This is a genomic window from Paucibacter sp. B2R-40, from assembly GCF_025717555.1.
In the GTDB taxonomy this organism is placed as follows: domain Bacteria; phylum Pseudomonadota; class Gammaproteobacteria; order Burkholderiales; family Burkholderiaceae_C; genus Paucibacter_A.
In genome coordinates this window covers 191,642-212,643 of the sequence record NZ_JAJIRP010000005.1, presented here as the reverse complement: position 1 = coordinate 212,643, position 21,002 = coordinate 191,642, and the positions used below count along the sequence as shown (strand labels likewise).

Annotated in this window: 9 protein-coding genes; all 9 read left to right on the top strand. The window is 63.5% G+C overall.

Annotated elements, in window-relative coordinates; all coding sequences use genetic code 11:
* Positions 1-17 precede the first annotated feature (17 nt).
* The 9 genes from LNV09_RS12160 to LNV09_RS12120 all read left to right on the top strand — a co-directional run bounded on the left by LNV09_RS12160 (position 18) and on the right by LNV09_RS12120 (position 20,972).
* Positions 18-1,169, top strand: a complete 1,152-nt coding sequence (locus LNV09_RS12160; RefSeq protein WP_263557348.1) for a PEP-CTERM sorting domain-containing protein — start codon at positions 18-20, stop codon at positions 1,167-1,169.
* A gap of 110 nt (positions 1,170-1,279) precedes the next feature.
* The gene (locus tag LNV09_RS12155; RefSeq protein ID WP_263557347.1) at positions 1,280-2,989 is read left to right on the top strand and encodes a ShlB/FhaC/HecB family hemolysin secretion/activation protein; all 1,710 of its coding nucleotides are present in this window, start codon (positions 1,280-1,282) and stop codon (positions 2,987-2,989) included.
* A gap of 85 nt (positions 2,990-3,074) precedes the next feature.
* Positions 3,075-15,071: a filamentous hemagglutinin family protein gene (locus LNV09_RS12150; protein WP_263557346.1), complete on the top strand. Its 11,997-nt coding sequence runs from the start codon at positions 3,075-3,077 to the stop codon at positions 15,069-15,071.
* A gap of 65 nt (positions 15,072-15,136) precedes the next feature.
* Entirely contained in the window at positions 15,137-16,849 is a 1,713-nt protein-coding gene (locus tag LNV09_RS12145) for a MotA/TolQ/ExbB proton channel family protein (RefSeq protein WP_263557345.1), read from the top strand.
* A 50-nt stretch (positions 16,850-16,899) separates the two neighbouring features.
* Positions 16,900-17,313 (top strand): ExbD/TolR family protein, encoded by a 414-nt coding sequence (locus LNV09_RS12140; RefSeq protein WP_263557344.1) that lies wholly within the window; start codon positions 16,900-16,902, stop codon positions 17,311-17,313.
* Positions 17,314-17,331: 18 nt separating this feature from the next.
* On the top strand, positions 17,332-17,733 hold the full coding sequence (locus tag LNV09_RS12135) for an ExbD/TolR family protein (protein ID WP_263557343.1): 402 nt from the start codon (positions 17,332-17,334) through the stop codon (positions 17,731-17,733).
* A gap of 23 nt (positions 17,734-17,756) precedes the next feature.
* Positions 17,757-18,473, top strand: a complete 717-nt coding sequence (locus tag LNV09_RS12130; protein ID WP_263557342.1) for a TonB C-terminal domain-containing protein — start codon at positions 17,757-17,759, stop codon at positions 18,471-18,473.
* A gap of 56 nt (positions 18,474-18,529) precedes the next feature.
* Positions 18,530-20,293, top strand: a complete 1,764-nt coding sequence (locus LNV09_RS12125; protein WP_263557341.1) for a putative porin — start codon at positions 18,530-18,532, stop codon at positions 20,291-20,293.
* Positions 20,294-20,303: 10 nt separating this feature from the next.
* On the top strand, positions 20,304-20,972 hold the full coding sequence (locus tag LNV09_RS12120) for a hypothetical protein (protein ID WP_263557340.1): 669 nt from the start codon (positions 20,304-20,306) through the stop codon (positions 20,970-20,972).
* Positions 20,973-21,002: the final 30 nt, after the last annotated feature.

Below are 21,002 nucleotides of genomic sequence, written 5' to 3'. Positions count from 1 at the left end.
TGATCGAGTTGCCGACCATGAAAAAACCTGCTCAACCCCTGCTCCGAGCCACAGTTCTGAGCGTGGCAATCCTGGTACCCAGTGCCTCACATGCACTGATTTCTGGTGATGGAACCTCCGAAGCCGGCGTCTTTCCGGAGTTGGTGCTGGTGGTGTTTGATCCGGTCAAAAGAGTTTCCTATACCAAGGACCTGGGTTTGCTTGTGGCGCCTAACAAGCCCTGGGAGGAGGGCGTCCCCGTGCTTGATCCCGCCAAGAATCTCTTTGTTCAGGCTCAACAGGACGGCGGCTATCAAAAATTTTTCGACCCGCTCAATTCGGACCCTAACTTCCAAAAATTCCTGGATAAATCAACAGACATTACCAAACAAGTCTGGGGCGTCTATGCGGGCTACTCAGTTGGCACAATCGGTTTTGTACCCACTAACTTTTACACCACGCTGAGAGTCGACGACAGCACGGGCGGTCCAGGCAAGGTGGTCAACCCCGAATACAACGCGCTGACAAAATATAAAAATGCAGTTGCGCAAAATGCTGCCGCGAACTGGGTTAGCTATGTGAATGAATTGAATATTGGTGGCAATTCGAACCCGAACAATAGTCATGGCAATGCGAATACCGAACATACGCAAGCAAACTACGATTTGCAGGGTTCAAGTTTCGATGACGAGAGTTCCCCAAGTTACGCCGGCGTCTTTTTCTCGCCATCGGGTGAGCCCAGCAATCTTGGTGGGACGCTCGGTACCTTCAACCCGGTCGGCAGTTCGTCTTGGTTCTATAGCTTGAAGCCGTCGAGCGAAAGCGCGAACGGCGTGATTGACATCGACGAATTTGACAACCTGAGTCATGACGGCTTTTGGGGGATGGCGACCGTCAAAGACGATCCCAACCCAACTGCCCCCCCCAAATACATTCTCAGCTTCAACATGGAAGCGCATTTGACTGGGCTCAGTACAAGTCAAGGTGCGATTCGCCGCAATCTGACCGATTTCTGGGCCCTCTACGGCGGCGTGCGCAGCGTGACGGCTCCAGTGAATGAGTTTGTCGGCTGGACGCCAAGCGCTGGCCTGCAGGTCAACGCGGTGCCTGAGCCCGCCACCTACGGCCTCTTCGGCCTGGGTTTGGCTGCGCTTGCTTGGCGTAGGCGTCAGGCGACTCGCCAGGCTTGACCGCAGCGCCGACTGTCATCCACTGACCCTCAAGATAAGAGGGTACGACATGAGCCGAACGGCTCATGTCTTTTCACAACGGATTCACCGGCCCTGGTGACACTGCGTTCATGGACGTCTTATTAAAAAAGATCCGCGCCCCCTACCGGGCGCGGTTTTGTTTTGAGCTGCGCGCAATTGCAGCCTTGCTGTGCGCGGCTGGCCTGTGTATGGCCGGCGCAGCCGTGCAGGCGCAGCAGCCGGCAGCGCAGGCCGCTGCGCCCGCCATCGTGGCCCCCAAATTCGACATCTTTGAATTCGAGATCGATGGCAACACCCGCCTGAGCGAGTTGCAGATCGAGGCCGCCGTTTTGCCCTTTTTGGGCCCGCAGCTGGGCATGGCCGAGGTCGAAGCGGCTCGCGCGGCACTGGAGAAAGCCTATCAAACGGCGGGCTACCTGACCGTGTTTGTGGACGTGCCCGAGCAGCGCGTCGACGGCGGCGTGATCCGCCTGACGGTCCTGGAGGGCCGCGTCGGTGCGCTTTACGTGACCGGCTCGCAGTACTACGCCCAAGGCCGCATCCGCGCGGCGGTGACCGAGCTGGCCCCCGGCCAGGTGCCTAACTTCAATACCGTGCAGCAGCAGATCGCCTCGGTCAGCCGGGGTGACGAGCGGCGCGTGCAGCCGGTGCTGAAGCCCGGCCGCGCGCCCGGCACGGTCGAGGCCGAGTTAAAAGTTGAGGACAAACTGCCCATAGGCGGCAGCATCGAGATGAGCAATGCGGCGGCGGTCGGCACCGACCCGGTGCGCATGGCCGTCAATCTGCATTACGACAACTTCTTGCAGCGCGACCATGTGGTGTCGCTCAGCGTGATGGGCGCGCCGCTCAGCCCTAGAGAGTCGCGCGTGTTGGTGTTCAACTACACCGCACCGCTGGCCGATGGCGACAGCCTCAACTTCACGGCAATTGACTCCAGCAGTGATCTCGAGTCGCTGGGCGGCACCCGCGTGCTCGGCCGCGGCACCACGCTGGGTTTTCGCTATGGCATGAATCGGCCCCTGGCCGATTCGGTGCATTCCTTGAGCCTGGGATTTGACTATAAAAACCTCACCGAGGACGTGCGCACCAGCGGCGGCGTGATCGCCTCGCCGCTGCAATACATGCCTTTTCAGGCCGGCTACAACGGCGCTTGGTGGGGCAACACGCTGCAGCAGCAGCTCAGCGTGACGGCGGTGCTGGGCCTGCGCCCGCTCTTGCAGAAGACTCGTGACGACTGCCAGTTGCTGGACGGAAACTTTGGCCAGGCCGATCAATTCGCCTGCAAGCGGCGCGGCGCCGACGGCGGCTTCGCCACCTTGCGCGCCGATTGGCGCGCTACCCAGCGCTTGGGCCCGGCCGAAGTGGGCCTGCGCCTAAGCGGCCAATTGGCCAACCAGGCATTGACCAGCGCCGAGCAGTTCTCAGTCGGCGGCGCCGATACGGTGCGCGGTTATGACGAGGGCGCGGTGGCTGGTGACCGGGGTCTGTTGGCGTCGATGGAGTTGCGCAGCCGCAATCTGGCGCCGGGCTTTTTGAGCGCTTTTGAAGGCGTCAATATGCCGGCCTTCAGCGAGATTGTGTTCTATGGCTTTGCCGACGCGGCGCAGGTCAATTTGTACAACCCCGAGCCGGGCCAGCAAGGGCGCACGCCGCTCTTGGGCGCCGGGCTGGGCTTTCGTCTGGCGGTGCAGCCGGGCCTGAGTCTGAGCTTTGACTGGGCGCAGCGCCACAAGCCGCTGCCGAGCAACCCGGCGGCGTCTTCAGAGCATGTGCATGTGCGGGCGGGCCTGCGCTTTTAGGCGCTTGAACCCCGCGCCCAGCGCCGATCCGCCAGCACCTTGAATTCAACGCATCGATAGCAGCAGTAAAAAGAAGACACCCACCATGGCCTCCACACGCATCACGACACCGAACCACAAGTCCGCACCGGCTTCGGCGCGCAGTCGCGCATGGGGCCGGTGGATGCTGCATCCGCTGGTAGCGGCGCTGTCGACAGCGCTGCCGCTGCAGGCCTTGGCACAGGCTAAACCACTGCCAACGGCGCTGCCGGTGCCGGTCAACTCGTTGGCCGGGTGGCGCGTCAGCGGGCAGGGCCAAGCCGGGCTTCCTGTCGGCGTCAACAACAATCTCGGTGGGCGCGATATGCGCATCGAGCAAAGCAGCCAGCGCGCGATCTATAAGTGGCAGAGTTTCAATATCGGCGAAACCAGTTCTGTCACTTTCGACATGGCGCAGCCGGGCGCCAGCGCCTTGAACCGCGTCGGCGGCACGGCGCCGAGCCAGATCTTTGGCAAGCTCAAAGCCACCAATGGCGGCGAATTGCTGATCTACAACCCGAATGGCATCTTGTTCGGCGCCAAGTCCAGCGTGGATGTGGGCAGTTTGCTGGCCACCACGCTGAGCCCGAAGAACGCAGATTATCTGAACGGCTTTGTCGGCAATATCACCGGCGGCTCGGCGGCATTCCGCTATGACAGCGCAGACGGCGCTCCCTATGTCGCCAATTCCAGCTTTGTTCATGTGGAACCGGGCGCGGAGCTGAAGACGGCTGAAGGTGGGCGCATCTTCTTGTTCGCCAAGCAGGTCATCAACGAAGGCAAGCTGACGGCGCCAGGCGGCCAGGTGGTCTTGGCCGGTGGCGCCGAGGTGTACTACAAGCAGCCCAAGGATGAGGCGATTTATGCCTCAGAGGTGAATACCAATGTGCCGGCCTTGCGTGGCTTGCTGGTCGAGGTGGGCAAGGCCGGCATGGCCACCGGCGCGGGTGAGGCGATCAACAAAGCTGGCGGCGTGATCAACACACCGCGCGGCAACACCACCCTGGTCGGCCTGGCGGTCAATCAGTCCGGCCGCATCAGCGCCAGCACCAGCGTCAGCCAGAACGGCTCTATCATGCTGCTGGCCCAGGGCGACGCGCTGGACGCGGCGGCTGACGGCATCAGCACCGGGGACCCGCGCTATAAACGCGCGTCTACCAGCGGCAAATTGCTGATAGGTGCAGGCAGCCGTACCGAGATCTTGGCGGACGGCCAGGGTGCCGACGGCAAGCCCCTGCTGGCGGACGACAACGCGACCTTTGTGCGCTCGCGCCTGGATCTGGCCGGCGCCAATATCAGCATCGGCCAGGCTGCCGAGATCGTTGCACCCGGCGCGTTGGCGCAACTGCAGGCGCTGAAGACGCCCAACTATGTGGCCGGGCTGGTGGACTCACAGCGCCTGAACATGAGCGACCAAAGCGGCCGCATCGTGATCGATGCTGCAGCCCGTATCGACGTCTCGGGCACCCGCGATACCGAGCTCAGCGTGGCGCGCAACTTCGTCACCACCGAGCTGCTGGGCAGCAATGATTTGAAAGATGCGCCGCTGCAAAAAGAAGGCCTGCTTTACCGCAACAAGGTGACGCTGGATATCCGCCAAAGCTCGCCCATCCTGGGCGATCTGGAAAGCTACCGCAAGGGCGTGCAGCGCGGCGCCAGTGAGCGCCTGGCGAGCGGCGGCAGCCTGCGTTTGCTGGCCGGCGAGGGTGTTTATAGCCATGCCACGTCGACGCTATCGGTGGCCGGTGGGCAGGTCAACTTTGTCGGAGCCGAGGTCCGGCCGACGCAGCTGTTCGGCAGCAATGGCCAGGCCTACACGCTGAACAATGCGCCCAAGGATCTGCTCTACACGGGCATCAGCAATGCCGGCGTCAACAAGGCGAAGTACGACCGCTGGGGCGCGGTGGTGGCTTTTGACAGCGTGTCGTCGGCTCAACTGGAGGCCGGCTATGTGGAAGGCCGTGCGGGCGGCAACCTGACCATCATCGCCCCACGCGTCACGCTGGACGGTGGCTTGGTGGGCGGCACGGTGCTTGGGCGCCGGCAGGCTGCCGGCCTGGATGCGCTGGCAGCGGCCGGGCAATTGCGCCTGGGTGCGCTCAAGCATGTCAGTGATTTTGGTGACGGCAGCTATGACGGCGCGATTCTTGAGCGCTTTGCGCTGGGCGCCAGCGCCGCTCGGCTGAGCGAGTCGCAATGGGCTGATCTGCGCGTCGATTTGCAAGCGCCGCTGAGCGCGCAGTCAGGGTTGTCGGCCTCGCGTCTGATGGCATCTGGCTTTGGCGATGTGGTGGTGGCGGCACAGCAAGACGTCGGTTTGAGTGAGGACTTGACGCTGGCCAGTGGGGCCAAGCTGAGTTTGCTGTCGGAGCAAGGCTTGGTCAGGGCGGCTGCCAATGTGCGTGCGCCGGCAGGGGCGCTGACGCTGCGCAGCCTGAGCGGAGCGGTTGAGGTGGCGCCGACGATCAAGCTCGATGTGTCGGGGCTGTGGGTCAATGCTGCGCAGGATTCGCAGGCGCCGCTACAAGGACTGGCCGGTGGCAGCCTGACGCTGCAGTCTGGTGGCTCGGTCAAGCTGGGCCAAGGCGCGGTGCTGGACGTGTCCGGCGGGGCCTTGATGACGGGCACGCTCAAATTGGGCGATTGCGCCGCCGATCGCATTTGCGGCGCGGCGGCCGGTGCCATTGTGCTGAGCAGCGGTGTGGCCAGCTTTACCGAAGACGCGGCTGCGCGCGGGCTGGATTTGAGCAATGCTGCGCTGCGCGGATATTCGATGACGCAGGGCGGCAGCTTGAGCCTGGTTGCCGCCTCGGTTCAGCTGACGGACGGTGTTGGCAGCAAGCCGGACGCAAATCTGCAGCTTGGCAGCGAGTTCTTCAGCCAGGGCGGGTTTCAAAATTACACGTTGGATGGCCGCAGCTTCCTGACCATCGCAGGCGGCTTTCAACTTAAGCCGCAATTGCAACTTTGGCAGGCCTCCCCCGCGGCCCGCGTGGCGGCCAGCACGGCGGACAGCACCAAGGTGCAAGCGCTGATGCAGGCCGGCTCGCAGACCACCGGCTTCGCCAAACCTGTCAACATCAGTTTGGCCTCCAGTGGACTCGGCGTCGCCCGTCCGGAAGGGCAGCTGAATATGGCCACTGGCAGCGCCATCTCGCTGGCCCCGACGGCCAAGCTGAATTTGGCTGCAGGCACGAGCCTGATGGTGGACGGCAGCCTGACGGCCACCGGCGGCCAAGTCAATCTGCGCCTGAGCCGCAACACCAATGTCCAGGACGTCAACACCCCCCGCTATTTGTGGTTGGGTGGCAATAGCCGCATCGATGTGGCCGGCCAGCGGCAAATGCAGCCCAGCAACGACGGGCTCTTGCAGGGTCGAGTTTTGCCCGGCGGCAGCGTTAATTTGGAGGTCGCAGGCAGCTTGGCCTCAAGCCTTGTCTGGCAGAGCGGCGGAAAGATCGATATCAGCGGGGCGGTGGGAGAACTGGACCTCAAGCAACGCGTGGCGGGCAGCGAGCAGCTAACGCGGCAAACCGTCGCCAGTGGCGCCGGCAGCCTGACGGTGCGTGCCAATCAGGACTTGTTGCTGGAAGGGGACTTGCGCGCTTTTGCCGGCGCCAAAGATCAGGCCGGCGGCAAAGTGTCTGTGCGGCTTGAGCTCGGCACGCTCACCGGCAACACCGATCAGTTGCCGCCGCTGCGCGAGTTGCGCGTGGGCCAGCAACAGACCCAAATCTCTGCCAATCTCAGCCCCGAGCAGTTGAAGGGAGCGACCGAATTGAAGGGCAGGGCGCTTCTATCGGCCGCCGCCTTGCAAGCGTCGGGGGCGGACGAACTGAGCCTGAGCGCGCGTGAACGTATCGCCGTCGATGGCGGCGTTAGCCTTAATCTGGCGCGCGCCATCAGTTTGGATGCGCCGGTGGTGGCCATGTCTGGCGACACTGCGGCCAGTTTGTCTGCCGCCGATCTGGTTTGGGCCAATACCCAGGCGATCGTGGAAGCCACTGCAGGTAAGCGACCGCTGCCGCAAGCCAGCACAGGCGCGTCCAAGCTGACATTGCAGGCCAGCGAGCGCCTGCTTTTGGACGGCGAACTGGTCACCCAAGGTCTGGGCAATTTGAGCCTGCTCAGCGGCGGTGATCTGCTGCTGCAGAGCCATAGCTACAAACAAGGTCTGCTGTTCGGCAGCTTGACGACCTTGGCCGATGTGCGCCTGAACGCAGCGCAAATCTTCCCCGCTACAGATACCCAATTCCAGTTGTCTGCCAGCGGCCACAGCATTGAATTTGGCCTGCAAGGCACAACCACGCCTGCCGCTCCCTGGAGCGCAGGCGGCTCGCTGCTGGCACAGGCTGACATGATTGTGCAGGGCGGGCGCTTGCGCGCGCCCGCCGGCCGCATCGAGTTGCAGGGCGCCAAGAGCGTTGGTTTGCTCAGCGGCAGTGAGACCAGCGTCAGCGCCGCCGGCCAAGACTTGCTGTTCGGCAATTGGTCGGGTGAGAAATGGTTTGCACCAGGTGCCGAGTCGGCCGTGCTGACGGCCAGCGCCGCGCCGGCCAAGTCGCTGGTGTTGAGCTCGGCTCAAGGCAAGGTTCGGGTTGACGCCGGCGCCAAGCTTGATTTGAGCGGCGGCGGCAGCTTGCAGGCCTGGCAGTTTGTGCCCGGCCCCGGAGGCTCTACCGACGTGTTCAGCGGCAGTGACGGCGCTTTTGCCATCGTGCCGGCCGTCGCCAGCGGCGGCCACGCCGACGTCAAACTGACAGAAGCATCCACAGCGCCAAGTTCTGGACGCCAGATCACGATCGGCACCGGCGGCCCGGTTCCTGCCGGGACTTACACCCTCTTGCCGGCTCGTTATGCCTTGCTGGACGGTGCGTTCTTGCTGCGCCCTGCAGCAGCGGGTACGCCGCTGGCGCTGGGCACGGCGCTCAAGCGTGATGACGGCACGGTGCTGGTGGGTGCGAAGTTAGGTGTAGCCGGCACGCAAGTGCTGGACGCTCAAAGCAGCACCTGGCAAGTCCTGACCCCCGCGCAGGCGCGCAAGGCCAGCGAGATCCGCATGGCCGAGGCCGACTCATTCTTCAGCGCCTTGGCGGCCAAGCAGGACCGCGTCACACCGGCGCTGAGCCGCGACGCCGGCAGCCTGGTGGTGACCGCTCAGCGGGTTGACTTGCAAGGGGCGATGCGCTTTGACGCGGCCAAGAACAAGGCAGGCTTGCAAGGCAGCGGCGGGGCGGCGTTTTTTGCTGCCGATCGTATCCAGGTCGGCGGCACGCCGTCGGCGCAGGACGTTGATATGCTGTGGCTGAGCCCGGCACAACTGTCCGACCTGGGCGTGCAAAGCCTGGTACTGGGTGCCGCACCGGCCAGTTTGAGCGAGCCGCTCAAGCTGAACGTTCGCAGCAGCACGGTCAATATTTCGAGCGACGCCACCCAGCCGCTGCGCACGCAGTCGCTGCTCTTGCTGGCCAAGGACAGTTTGAGCTTGGGCCAGGGCGCCACCATCAGCGCTTTCGTACCCGAGGGCGCAACTTCTTCTAATTCATCCGCAGGCCAGGATTGGCGCGTCGCTGGTGACGGTGCGGCCATTTTGCTGAGCGGCAATGCCTCCACTGGCATGACGCGCAGCGAGGCCAAGCGCGAGATCGGTAGCCTCAGCATCGCCGATGGCGTGAGCTTAACTGCGAGCTCTGGCAGCCTGCTGCTCGATGCCACCTTCTCCAGCAGCTTCGGCAGCGGCGTGAACCTGGCTGCATCCCACATCGGCATTGGCGCACCGCGCATCCAGATTGGCGGCACTGCCGCCGTGGTCAGCGACAGCCTGCTGTTGGACGGCGCTCTGTTGACCAAGGTCAGCCGAGCCGATCAACTCATGCTGCGCAGCTATTCCAGCATCGACTTGTTGGCCGGCGCCAGCCTGGGTTCGGCCAGCCTGGGTCAGCTGAGCCTGGATACACCGCTGCTGCAAGTGTTAGGCGATCCCAATGCCGGAGCTGGCCGCGTGCAAGCCGCCGGTCTGGTGCTGGGCAATAGCACGGGTCTGCTGGCGCCCACACCGGTCGAAACAGCGCAAGGCAAGCTGTTGCTGACCGCTGGCGAGAGCGTCGTGGCCAGCAAGGACCGCGGCAACGTGATGCTGGCCGCAGGCGAGCAACGTTGGCATGTCGCGCAGGCTGAAGTGTCGGCCGAGCGCGCCTTGCTGCTCAGCGGCAAGAGCCGCCTGAACGTGGACGGCGACTTGCTGGTGCGCACGCCCGTGCTGAAGGCCAGCGCGCTGGCCGATGCCGATTGGCAGGTGCGCGGTGCTGCCAGTCTTTTGGCTCATCCCGCGCAGCCGAGCGTGAGCCTTTCGGCGGCCGACGCCGTTGTGGCCAGCCGTTTGGCCATCAAGGCTGCATCGCTGGGCCTGAACACTTTGATTGACTTGCCGGCGGGGCAGCTGAGCCTGCAGGCGACTGGGCAAGACGCTGATGTGGTTTTTGACAGCTCGGCGCGAGTAAATGTGGCCGGCCGCAGTGTGGCCATAGGCACGGCGCCTAACGCACCGGTGGCGCAAGTGGCCGCAGGCAGCCTGACGGCTCGCAGCGAGCATGGTGATATCGAAATGCGCGCCGGTGCGCTGTTTGATTTGTCGGGCTCAGGACGCGCATTTGGCGCCGAGGGCGGCGATGCCGGGCGGCTCGAGCTGAGTGCGTCGGAAGGTGGCTTGACTCTGCGCGGTGAGCTGAGCGCGGCGGCGGGTTCCGCCGAGCGTGGTGGCAGTTTGAGTCTGGATAGCAGCGTCGCGCTGGATCTGGCGGACTTGAGTCAGGCTTTGAAGCAGGCCGGCAACTACGCCTTTGCCGAAAGCATTGCGGTGCGCAATCGCGTTGGTGCTCAGATCCTGCCCACAGCGGCAAGCTTTAGCGCCCAGCGCATTGCGCTGACGACGGATGGCGGGGCCTTGACGGTTGCCGGTAGCCTGAGCAATGCATCTGCCGCCGAGGCGGGCTATATCGCCCTCAATGCCCGAGATGACATTACCGTCCTGGCAGGTGCCAAGCTGAGCGCCAAGGGAGGCGAGGGTGGCACGGTCAGCCTGAACAGCCAGCAAGGCTGGCTGAATTTGCAGGCCGGCGCGAGCATTGATGTGTCCAATGCTGCCGGCCAGACCGGCAGCGGTGAACTCTTGTTGCGCGCCGCACGCCAGGGACAGGATGTGCGGGTCTCGGCAATCCAATCCAGTTTGACCGGTGTCAGTCGCGTCGACGTTGAGGCCTTCAAGGTCTATGACGGCGTCAAGCAGTTGTATGACGGCGTTGCGCCAACAGCTGCGCCGACCCTCGCGCCCACTTTGGTACCTACGGCGGGGCCGACCAAGGCGCCTACTGCGGGACCGACACTGGCGCCAACGTCAGGGCCGACCAAAGAACCCACAACTCCGCCAACTGTGCCGTCCGACGGCAATGGCGCAACGACCGGCAACGAAAAGCCACCGGTGTCGCCAACGCCTGCGCCCGGCCTGTCCGCTCAGCCCAGCGATGCCGGTGTCCCCGGCTCGGGCGACCAGCCCTCGTCGGGAACGCCAGGAACGACCAAGGATACCAAGCCGCCGCCCGCACCTACCGGGCCGACGGTAGCGCCCACTGCCTCACCTACGGCTGCGCCGACCGTTGCACCCACGACTGCGCCGACTGTTGCACCTACGGCTGCGCCGACTGTTGCACCAACCGCGAGCCCAACGGTCACTCCGACAGTGGCTCCCACCGTGGCGCCAACTGTGCAACCGACTGCTGCACCGACGACCTCCCCAACGGTCGCCCCGACGGTTTCACCCACGGTCGCACCAACCATTGCTCCGACAGTTGCACCGACGGCTGCACCCAGCAGCCCCTCGGCCGGCAATGGCGGTACGACTGGCACCGTCAAGCCGCCAGCACCGCCGACCGGGCCATCGACCTTGCCTACCTTGGCGCCAACCAGCGCACCGACCGATCCCTCGGCGGGCAATGGGGGCACGACCGGCAACGTCAAGCCGCCGGCACCACCCACCCAACCGTCCGTCGCGCCAACCGGCGGCCCGACGGTGGCTCCTACTGCGACCCCAACCGTCGCACCGACTTCGACCCCAACGGTCGGCCCGACAGTCGCTCCAACGGTCGTCCCAACGGTGACTCCGACTGTTTCACCCACGGTCGCACCGACGATTGCCCCAACCGTTGCACCAACGGTGGCGCCTACCCTGAGTCCCACCGTGGCGCCGACCGTTCAACCCACCGTGCAACCGACCACGCCACCGGCCGATCCAGCAATGCTGGCTCTCAGCCAGGTCGTGGCCGACAACCGCGCCTTCATGGGCACCGACGCTGGCAGCGCCGAAACAATTGCTGCCCGGATCAGCAATGGCAACACCGACCTGAAGCGCATCTTGCTGGTGCGCCCCGGTGTCGAGATCCGTGCGGCAGAGGATCTAAAGCTGCAAGACAACTGGGCCATGCCGGTCTTGAGCAAGGCGCAAATTCAACAAGCGCCACATGCCGGCGAGGCGGCGATCACGTTGCGGGCGGCCGGAGATCTGTTGCTTCAGGCAGATTTGAGCACTGGCCTGCGGCCCTCGCCGATCGAGGGTCAGGGATTGATCGGCACGTCCGAACGCGCCGGCTCGATCCGCCTGGTGGCCGGCGCCGACTTGAGCAGCGCTGACCCGATGGCAATCCAGGCCCTGGACTCGCAGGCGCAAGCCAAGGGCTCGCTCTTGATTGGCCAGACTTCCGGCGCGGCGGTCAAGCTGCGCAGCACGGTCGGGCGCATTTCACTCGCGGCTGCGCGTGATATTCAGTTGTTGAACCCTGGCGCTACCGTGCTGAGTCTGGGCGCGCCGGTCGGCGTGCTGGACGTGGTGGTCGAACCCACCGATCCGACAAGCCCCGAACTGCCACCGTCCGATGCGGGCGCCGAGGGCTTGGCCGCCGCCGGTTCGCTATTGCGCGCGCAGGCCGCCGCTAACGCCGTTATCTTGGCCGAGGGCGACGCAACTGAGCCCTCGACCGGCAATGGCAACAGCACGGGCAATGTGAAGCCTCCCGCGCCTCCGACTGTACCGGGGCAGACGGCGGAGCCCACGACGACGCCGACACCCGGGCCAACCCAGTCACCGACCGTGGCGCCCACCCCTAGCCCAACAACGCCGCCAGTCGTCATCGACCCCTTGCCGGTCACGACCCATCAATTCATCCTCGAAGGTATCAGTCAAGATCTGGGCAGCAGCGGTGTCAGTCCCTTCACCCAGGGTGGGCGAGGCATCACCTTGCAGGCTGGGCGCGATATCAAGGGTGCGGCACCGGTGGAGTCGCAGCGCTACGTCAGCGATTGGCTGTGGCGTGCCCGTAGCAGCGATGTGAACCGGGCCTGGTTTGCCCGCGCCGACAAGTTCCAGCAGGGCTTTGCGACGCTGGGTGGCGGCAATATCAGGGCCGAGGCGGGCCGTGATGTATCGCAATTGCGCGTGGCTGCTGCAAGCAGCGGCTATGCCGGTTTGTCTGCAGATGCCGCTGCTGCGATGAAAGCTGCAGGCGCGACAGCGATCAACCAGCAGTTCGGCGGCGGCTCCGTCTCCGTACTGGCTGGGCGCGACGTGATCAGCGGGCAGTTCATGGCGGCGCGGCAAGGCCTGGATTTGAAGGCGGGCGGCGTGGTGCGCAGCGACACCGCGCTCAGCACCAATCTGGATCCCGGGTTGCAATTGATTTATCAGGACGGCCAGGTGCGGGTGCAGACTGGCGGCAATGCGACCGTGGCCAGCGTGCGCAACTTTGCCTATGCCTATATCAACCCCGACAACAATTTGGGCCGCGACCTGAGCCTGCCGGCGCTTGATTTCAATGCCAGCTTGTTCTTGCAAAGCGCCGGTGGGTCGATTAACTATCTGGGTGCCGATCAGGTGCGGGCAACCGGGGTCAGAGGCAATGAAGTGTCCTATGTATTACCGGCTGATCTGCGCATCTTGGCGCCAAAGGGCTTGGTCAATATGGGCACGTCGCTGCAATGGAGCGCAGCAGCCGACCCTGGCAAGGCCCGCACTGTACTTGCGGCCGAGCAAGACTTGGATTTGGGCCGATTTGAGGTGTTGGCCTTGGCGGCTCAGCCTGGGCAGGCTGCCATAGCCGGCTCTGACATGCTCAGCTTGGCACTGGGTTTGCAAGAGGCGCGCACCTTCATTCGCGATACCAATCGGTTGGCAACTTTGGATCAGAGCAATCGAGTTCCTGTCCAACTGGTCTCGGGTGGCGGCGATGTGAGGGTTGACAGTGTGCTGGTTTCGGCGCGGCCTTTGGAGCTGACGGCAGGTCGGGATGTACGTTTTGCCCAGTCCGGTCAGGTTTCAATCCAGCATCATCCGGCCGCTGAGGGGATGGCGCAGGAAAGCTCGGTCATCAAGGCAGGTCGTGATCTGGCTTTCAGCAGCAGCAACTCGACCGCCGGCATCAATATCGCCGGCCCAGGTGAACTCTTGGTGCTGGCAGGTCGCGACATCGACTTAGGGGGCGGTGCCGGCATCGTCGCCAATGGCAATCTTGCCAATAGCGTCTTGCTGCCCGCGCAGGGCAGCAATGTGACCGTGGTGGCTGGCCTGCGAGAAGATGGCGCCGACTACCGCGCGGCCACGCAGCAGGGCTTCCATGTGCTGGGTGCATCCGGCTTAGCCGGCAAACAGGGCTTGGCCTTCAAGTTGCTCGGCGGAACCGAGGCTGATTTCGATCGCCTGAGCAGTCCGGCTCAAATGGACGCGCTGCGCGGGCTGCTCGGCGATGCGCGTATGGACGCTGCACTGGTGAGTTATGTACGCGGCTTGCCGGCGCGCCCCAATGTGGCCGAACAGCGCCTGCGCATGGCCAACTTGCTGGGCAAGCCCGTTGCCGATGCGGCGGTGGATGCGGCCTTAAAAGACGTTGGCAGCTTGGTCGAACCCGCTTGGTCAAACCTCAGTGCGGCTCAGGCGCTCAAGTTTAGCGTCGAGCTGAGCGAGACGCAGCGCGCGTATGCGGTTAATCGAATCTTGCTCGCCCAGCTCAGCGCCTTGCCGGCATCAAAGCGGACTGCGCTCTTGCAAGCTCTGGGCGATCCGGCGCAGCTGAAGGCTTTGGCCAGCTATGTGCAGATCAACACCGGCGAGGCCTTGACCATCGCGCCCGAGCAGGCCTTGGCACGCTTTGAGGCCTTGCCTGTCGAACGGCAGATGCCATGGCTGAACAGCGTCCTGATGGCTGAATTGCGCTCGGCCGGCCGTGCTGCCTTGCAGCTCGAAGGTGACGAGAAATGGAGCCGTTATGGCAGCGCCTATATGGCTATCGACATTTTGCTGCCGCAGGATCGACCGAAGGCGAACATCGTCATGTCGTCCAGCCAAATCAAGACCATGCAAAAGGCCGACATCACCGTCATCAATCCGGGCGGCGGCGCGGTGGCCGGGGACCTGGTGGCCAAGTCGGTCAAGGCGGGCGGCAAGAGCGCCACCGAACTGGGTTTGGTCACGGTCAATGGCGGTGATATCAACACGGTGGTGGCCGGCAACTTCGAGGTCAACTCCTCGCGCGTCTTCACCCTCGGCAAGGGCAATGTCTTGATGTGGTCCTCGACAGGCAATATCGACGCCGGTCGCGGTGCCAAGACCGTCAGCGGCGCGCCCGCCCCAGTCTTGCGCTTGGACTCCGAAGGCCGCTTGGTGTTTGACACCTCGGGCTCCTTCAGCGGCAGCGGCATCGCCGTCTTGAGCGCCGGCAGCGATCTTGATTTGCACGCGCCAACCGGTGAAATCAATGCCGGCGAGGCGGGCATTCGCTCCAAGGGCAACGCCTTCCTGGGGGCTGAGCGGCTGGTCAACGCGAACGACATCAAGGTCGACGGCGCACGCTCCGGTGCGGCGCCTGAGGTGGTCGCGGCAGCACCGATCACGCTGCCGGCCAGCGACGCGGTGACCAATGCTGCCTCCGGCCTCAACAGCGCCGAGAAGGACGACGACGAGAAAAAGCGCCGCCGCAGCCGCCGCAACCTGTTGCTGGAATTCCTCGGTTTCGGCAATAGCTGAGCCGGCCCCAGCCTGCCCCCATTCACACAGTCACGCTTTCAGTCAAATTTTTCTGGATCATCAAAATGCGCAAAGCAAGTTTTCGTACCGGCCTGCTGGCCCTCGCTCTGATCGGCTCCGCCTTGCCGGGCGCCGCTCACGCCTGGTGGAATGCCGACTGGAGCGGCCGCACCCGCATCACTTTGAACACCTCGGCGCAGGGCACCGAGACCAAGGAGGCCGCCAGCAATGTGGCCGTGGCGGTGCGCTTGCACTCGGGTAACTTTGATTTCACGGCCGCCAAGGAAGATGGCTCGGACCTGCGCGTGATCGCGGCCGACGACAAGACGCCGCTGAAGTTCAGCATCGAGCGCTTTGACGGCGTCAACGAGTTGGCGGTGCTGTGGGTGCAAGTGCCCAATGTGCTGCCGGGCAGCGACAAGAATCAGTTCTACGTCTATGCGGGCAATGCCAAGGCCGCTGCCGAACCGGGCGACTCGGTCGCGGCGGCCGGCTTTGACGCGGCTACCGTGGCGGCTTTTCACTTCAGCGACAAGGCGCCAGCAGGTGCTGACCATCAAGGCGGCGTCAAGCCGGAATTGCCCATCACGGTTGAAGCCAACGGCTTGCTGGCGGCCAGCGCCAAGCTCAGCGGCGCGCCGATTGTTTACCCCTTGAGTGATAAGACCATTGTGGACGGCGGCAATCAGCTGACCGTCAGCCTGTGGGTCAAGCTCGATGACGTGACGCGTGCTGGCGTCCTGAATTGGGGCGGTTTGAACCTGAACGTCAAGGGCGGCAAATTGGTCGCAAGTAGCGGCAAGACCGAATTGGCGGGCGGTGAGATCGCGGCCGCCAAATGGACCCATCTGGCCCTGCGGCTGGGCTTGGGCAAGGCGACCTTGTTCGTCGGCGGCGTGCAAGTGGCGCAGGGCGATATGGCCACGCCCTTGCTGGGCAGCAGCCTCAAGGTCGGCGAGGGCGCGGTGGGCTTGTTGGATGAGCTGCAGGTCTCCAGCAATTTGCGCAGTGCCGAGTGGCTGGCGGTGTCGGCCGGCGCGCAAGGTGCCGAGAGCCGCTTGGTGGCTTCGCAACGCGAGACGGCCGAGAGTGGCGGTGAAGAACATGCCGGGCACTTCGCCATTTTGGTCAAGAACCTGACCACCGATGCCTGGATCGTCATCATTATTTTGGGCATTATGTTTGTGGTTGCCTTCTGGGTCACGGTCAGCAAGGCGATCTTGGTGAGCCGCGCGGCCAAGGACAATCTGAGCTTCTTGAAGCGCTTCCGCGCTGCCGACAAAGACTTGCTGACCTTGGCGCAGACCGCCAAGCACAAGCATTCGCCACTGTTCCGTCTGTATGAAGCCGGCATCGAGCAGCTGGACAAGCGCAAGGTCGGCCATGCCGGTGGCCCGGTCTTGAGTGGCCCGGCCATGAACGCGGTGAAGGCCTCGGTGGATGCCGACTTTGTGCGTGAGAACGCGCATCTGAACTCCAATATGGTGCTGCTGACAATCGCGATTGCCGGCGGCCCATTCCTGGGCCTGCTGGGCACGGTGGTCGGCGTGATGATTACGTTTGCCGCGATTGCGGCCGCCGGTGACGTCAACGTCAACGCGATCGCACCGGGCATTGCCTCGGCCTTGCTGGCCACGGTGGCGGGCTTGGCAGTGGCTATCCCTGCGCTGTTTGCCTACAACTACCTGGCCGCGCAGATCAAGAACGTGTCGTCAGACATGCAGATCTTTATCGATGAGTTCATCACCCGCGTGGCCGAGCTGCACGGCGCGCCCTGAACTGCATCGCGTCCCCGATTTCATCCTTGCCTTGATCCGGAGCAAACAACATGTCGGCCGATGTCAAAAGTGACAACCAACCCTATGACGACATCAACGTCACGCCGATGCTGGATCTCGCCTATGTGCTGCTGGTGGTGTTCATTATTTTGACCACCGCCTCGGTGCAAGGCGTCAAGGTGAAGTCGCCGACCACGCATGCCACCAGCAATCTGGCCAAGCCGCAAACGCGGGCCATCACCATCACCGCCGATGGCGCCGTGTATTTAGATGCCTACCCGGTCGACATGGATCAGTTGCGTGACACATTGGCGCAGTACAAAGCAGGCAATCCGGCTTTGCCGGTGGTCTTGAAGGCCGACGCCGCGGCGCAGTACGACAAGGTGATGCAGGTCTTGGAGGTGGCCAAGAAGCTGGACATCACCGAGATTGGCCTGGTCACCAAGCGCGCCGCCCCCGAATAAAAGAAGCAAGCACAAGCCATGCAAGTACAAAACGAAGTCAAGCCGATAGACACGATCAACGTCACGCCGATGCTGGATCTGGCCTATGTGCTCCTGGTGGTGTTCATCTTGATGACCACCGCCTCGGTGCAGGGCATGTCAATCACCATGCCCAAGCCCAGCAACAAGCCCAGCACCGAAAAGCATGATTTGAAAATCGTGCAGGTGATGGAGGGCGGCGGCGTGTTGATCAATGGCGTGGGTGTCACGCTGGACGAGCTGGAGGCGCAACTGCTGGCGGCCAAGGGTCGCGACGCGCAAATGTCGGTGGCGATCAAGGGCGACGCACGCACGCAGTACGCCAGCGTGGTCGCGGTGATCGATCTGTGCAACAAGCTGCAGGTCAATATGGGTTTGGTGACGGCCCGTATTGGTACTTGAACTGCACTTGAGGTGATTGAAAAATGAGTGGACTCGCAGAAGACCATCTGGACGACGCGCCCAGCCGCAAATGGCTGATCAGGCTGGGCGTGGCGCTGGCATTTTTGGCCGTCGTGGGCGCCGGCATCTGGGCCGTCAAGGGGCTCAAGAGCAATGACGCGCCCAAGCAGAAAGTAGCCAAAATCAGCATCTTGCCCGACAGCCCGCCTCCGCCACCCCCGCCGCCAAAACCCGAGCTGAAGAAGCCCGAGCCGCCCAAGGACGAGCCCAAGCAGGTGATGCGTGACGAGCAGATCAAACAGGCCGAGGCGCCCAAACCTGCCAATGAGCCGCTGAAGATGGAGGGCGCGGCCGGCGACGGGCCGAGCGCTTTTGCGGCCGGCTCGGTCGGCAAAGACTACAGCGGCGGCACGCCGGCCAGCGGCCCAGCCGGCGGCGGCGCCACAGCCTCCGACCGTGCGCAAGAGCGCTTCTATGCCAACAGCGCCAAGCAGCTTTTGCGCGATGAACTGGAGCGTCGGCTTAAAAGCGATGCCGCGCAGCTGACCGCCACGTTTGCCATCTGGCTGGAGCGTGACGGCAGTATTCAGCGTTATGAATTGACGCCCAGCGGCGACAACGGCAATGACACCGCGATGCGATTGGCGCTGGACGAAACCAGCCGCCAGTTCAAGCTGCCGCCGCCGCCGGCGCTGACCCAACCGATGCGCTTTCGACTCAGTGTGCGCCCCCAAGCTTGACGCTTGAGGACGAATACCTGCAAGCAAAACTCTTTCCCCCTTTTTTGTTCCCCATCATGATCAAAGCCAAGCAGAGCACGCTGTGCTCTCCAAAAAATCCCCGCGTCTGGCCTCTTTCCGCGCTGGCCCTTGCCACCGCCTTGAGCTGCGCTTTGCCGTCCCAAGCACAAAGCATCAGTGCAGATGAGAAGCAAGAACTCGCGGCGCTGCGCGCCACCACCCAGGCGCTGATTGAAGCCTTGGTGGGTCAGGGCTTGATCACGCGCGAGCGCGCCGACGCGATCGTCAAGCAAGCGCAGCAACAAGGGGCACCTGGCGCTGCTCAATGGGGTACGCCGTTGGCGGCCACGGCCGGCGCGGCCGCTGGGGCGGGCGCGGCGCAAAAAGTGGTGCGCGTGCCCTATGTGCCCGAGACCGCACGCCAGCAAATGCGCGACGAGATCAAGACCGAGGTGCTGGCGCAGGCCAAGAGTGAGCGCTGGGGTGAGCCGGGCGCGATGCCCGACTGGCTGGGCCGCATCCGCATCGGCGGCGATATGCGCGTACGTGCACAGGGCGATATGTTTGATGACGGCAATGTGCCGGCCTCGGTCTACCGCGCGCAAACCAGCTCACCCGCCTGGGCGCCCGATCTCAGCAACACCAACACCAACCGCGAGCGCATGACCTTGCGTGCGCGCCTGGATGTGGATGCGCTCTTGTCTGAGCAGGTGCAGGCAGGCATGCGTTTGTCGACCGGCGGCCTGACCGGGCCGACCTCCACCAGCCAAACCCTTGGAGGCAATGGCGGTGGTTTCAATCGCTACAGCTTGACCTTGGACCGCGCCTGGTTGCACTGGCAGCCTCCGGTCGGCTTCCAGGGTTTGAGTGCCGACTTTGGCCGCATGCCCAATCCCTTTTACAGCAGCGACCTGACCTGGTCGGATGATCTGAACTTTGACGGCGTTGCCGCCAATATGAAGCACTATGTTTCTCCGCAGCAGGGCTTCTTCGCCAACGCGGGGCTGTTTGCGCTGGAAGAGCTGAACCTCAGCAGCCGCGACAAATGGTTGCTGGGTGCGCAGGTCGGCGGCGAATTCACGCTGGCCAAGGGCACGCAGCTGAAACTGGGTCTGGCCATCTATGACTTCAAACATATCGAGGGTGTGCGCGAGACCGATCCGCCGCCAAGCGGCCCACGCGCCGGCACGGTCAATTACTTCAGCAGTCAGTACTCGGCGGGCTGGCGCCAAAAGGGCAACACGCTGATCAATATCAATGACCCGACCAGCGTGGCCGCGCCGACTTGGGGGCTGGCGCCGAAGTTCCGGCCGGTCAATGTGACGGCAGGTCTGAGCCTGGATGCCTTGGCGCCGGTGATGCTGAATTTCAATCTCGATGTGGTGAAAAACACTGCATTCGATCTGGCCGACATCCGGGCCCGCTCCGGCATGAGCCTGAGCGACTCATCGTCCAAGCTTGAGGCCAAAACCCTGGCCGTACAGGCGCGCGTGCAAGCCGGTAGCGCCAAGCTGGCCAAGCGCGGCGACTGGCAGAGCTTCATCACCTACCGCTATATGGAGCGTGATGCCTGGGTCGACGCCTTCACCGACACCACCTGGCATCTGGGCGGCACCAATTACAAGGGCTGGTCGCTGGGCACTAACTACGCTTTTGATCGCAACTTCTGGTTGAGCGGGCGTTGGACCAGCTCGCGCAATCTGGATGACAAAGTGCGCTTCTTGGCGGTGCCGGGCGACCCGACTTCCGTCAGCGGCAATTTGAGCAGCGCGCCGCTGCGCATCGACGTGATTCAGCTTGATCTGAATGCGCGCTTCTAAGGGGTTGGGCATGAAGCCATATTTGAAGAAGCTCTTTTTACTGTCCTGCTGTGCTGGTCTGTGTGCGGCCTTGCCTGCGCAAGCCCAGGACGCCAAGGCCTCCAAGGAACGCGAGGCCTTGCGCCGGACGCAAACAGCGCTGAAATCTGCGCAAGAGCAGCAGTCCAGTCTGAGTGCCGAGAAGGCCAAGCTGGAGCAAGAGAAACTGCTCGCCGAGCAAGACGCCGGCAAGGCACGCGCGCAGGTCTCGGGTCAAGCTGCCAAGCTCAAGGCGCTGGAGCAGCTGACGCAAAAGCTGCAAGCCGATTTGCAAGCCGCTGAGGCTGCGAAATCGGCGCTGGAGGCCAGTGCTGGGACGCGGGAAAAGGAGTTGCAGCAGCAATTGCAAGCGGCCCGCCGCGAAAGCGGTGAACGTCAGCAAGCGGTGCAGGTCACCGCGCGCCTACTGGAGCGCAGCACGCTGGCGCTGCAAGACGCCGAGGCCAAGAATCGCAAGCTGTTTGCGGTGGGTGAAGAAGCGATCAAACGCTATCTGAGCCGCACGCCGTCCGAAATCACCGGCATCAATGATCCGCTGTTTGGCTGGAATGACATCCGCCTGGAGAACGTCGCCGAGGAGTTGCGTGGGCAGATGGATGCGCAGCGGGTGATGACTACGGCGCAAGCGAACGGGAAGTGACGCTGACGTACTCGGCGACGCTTTTTATCT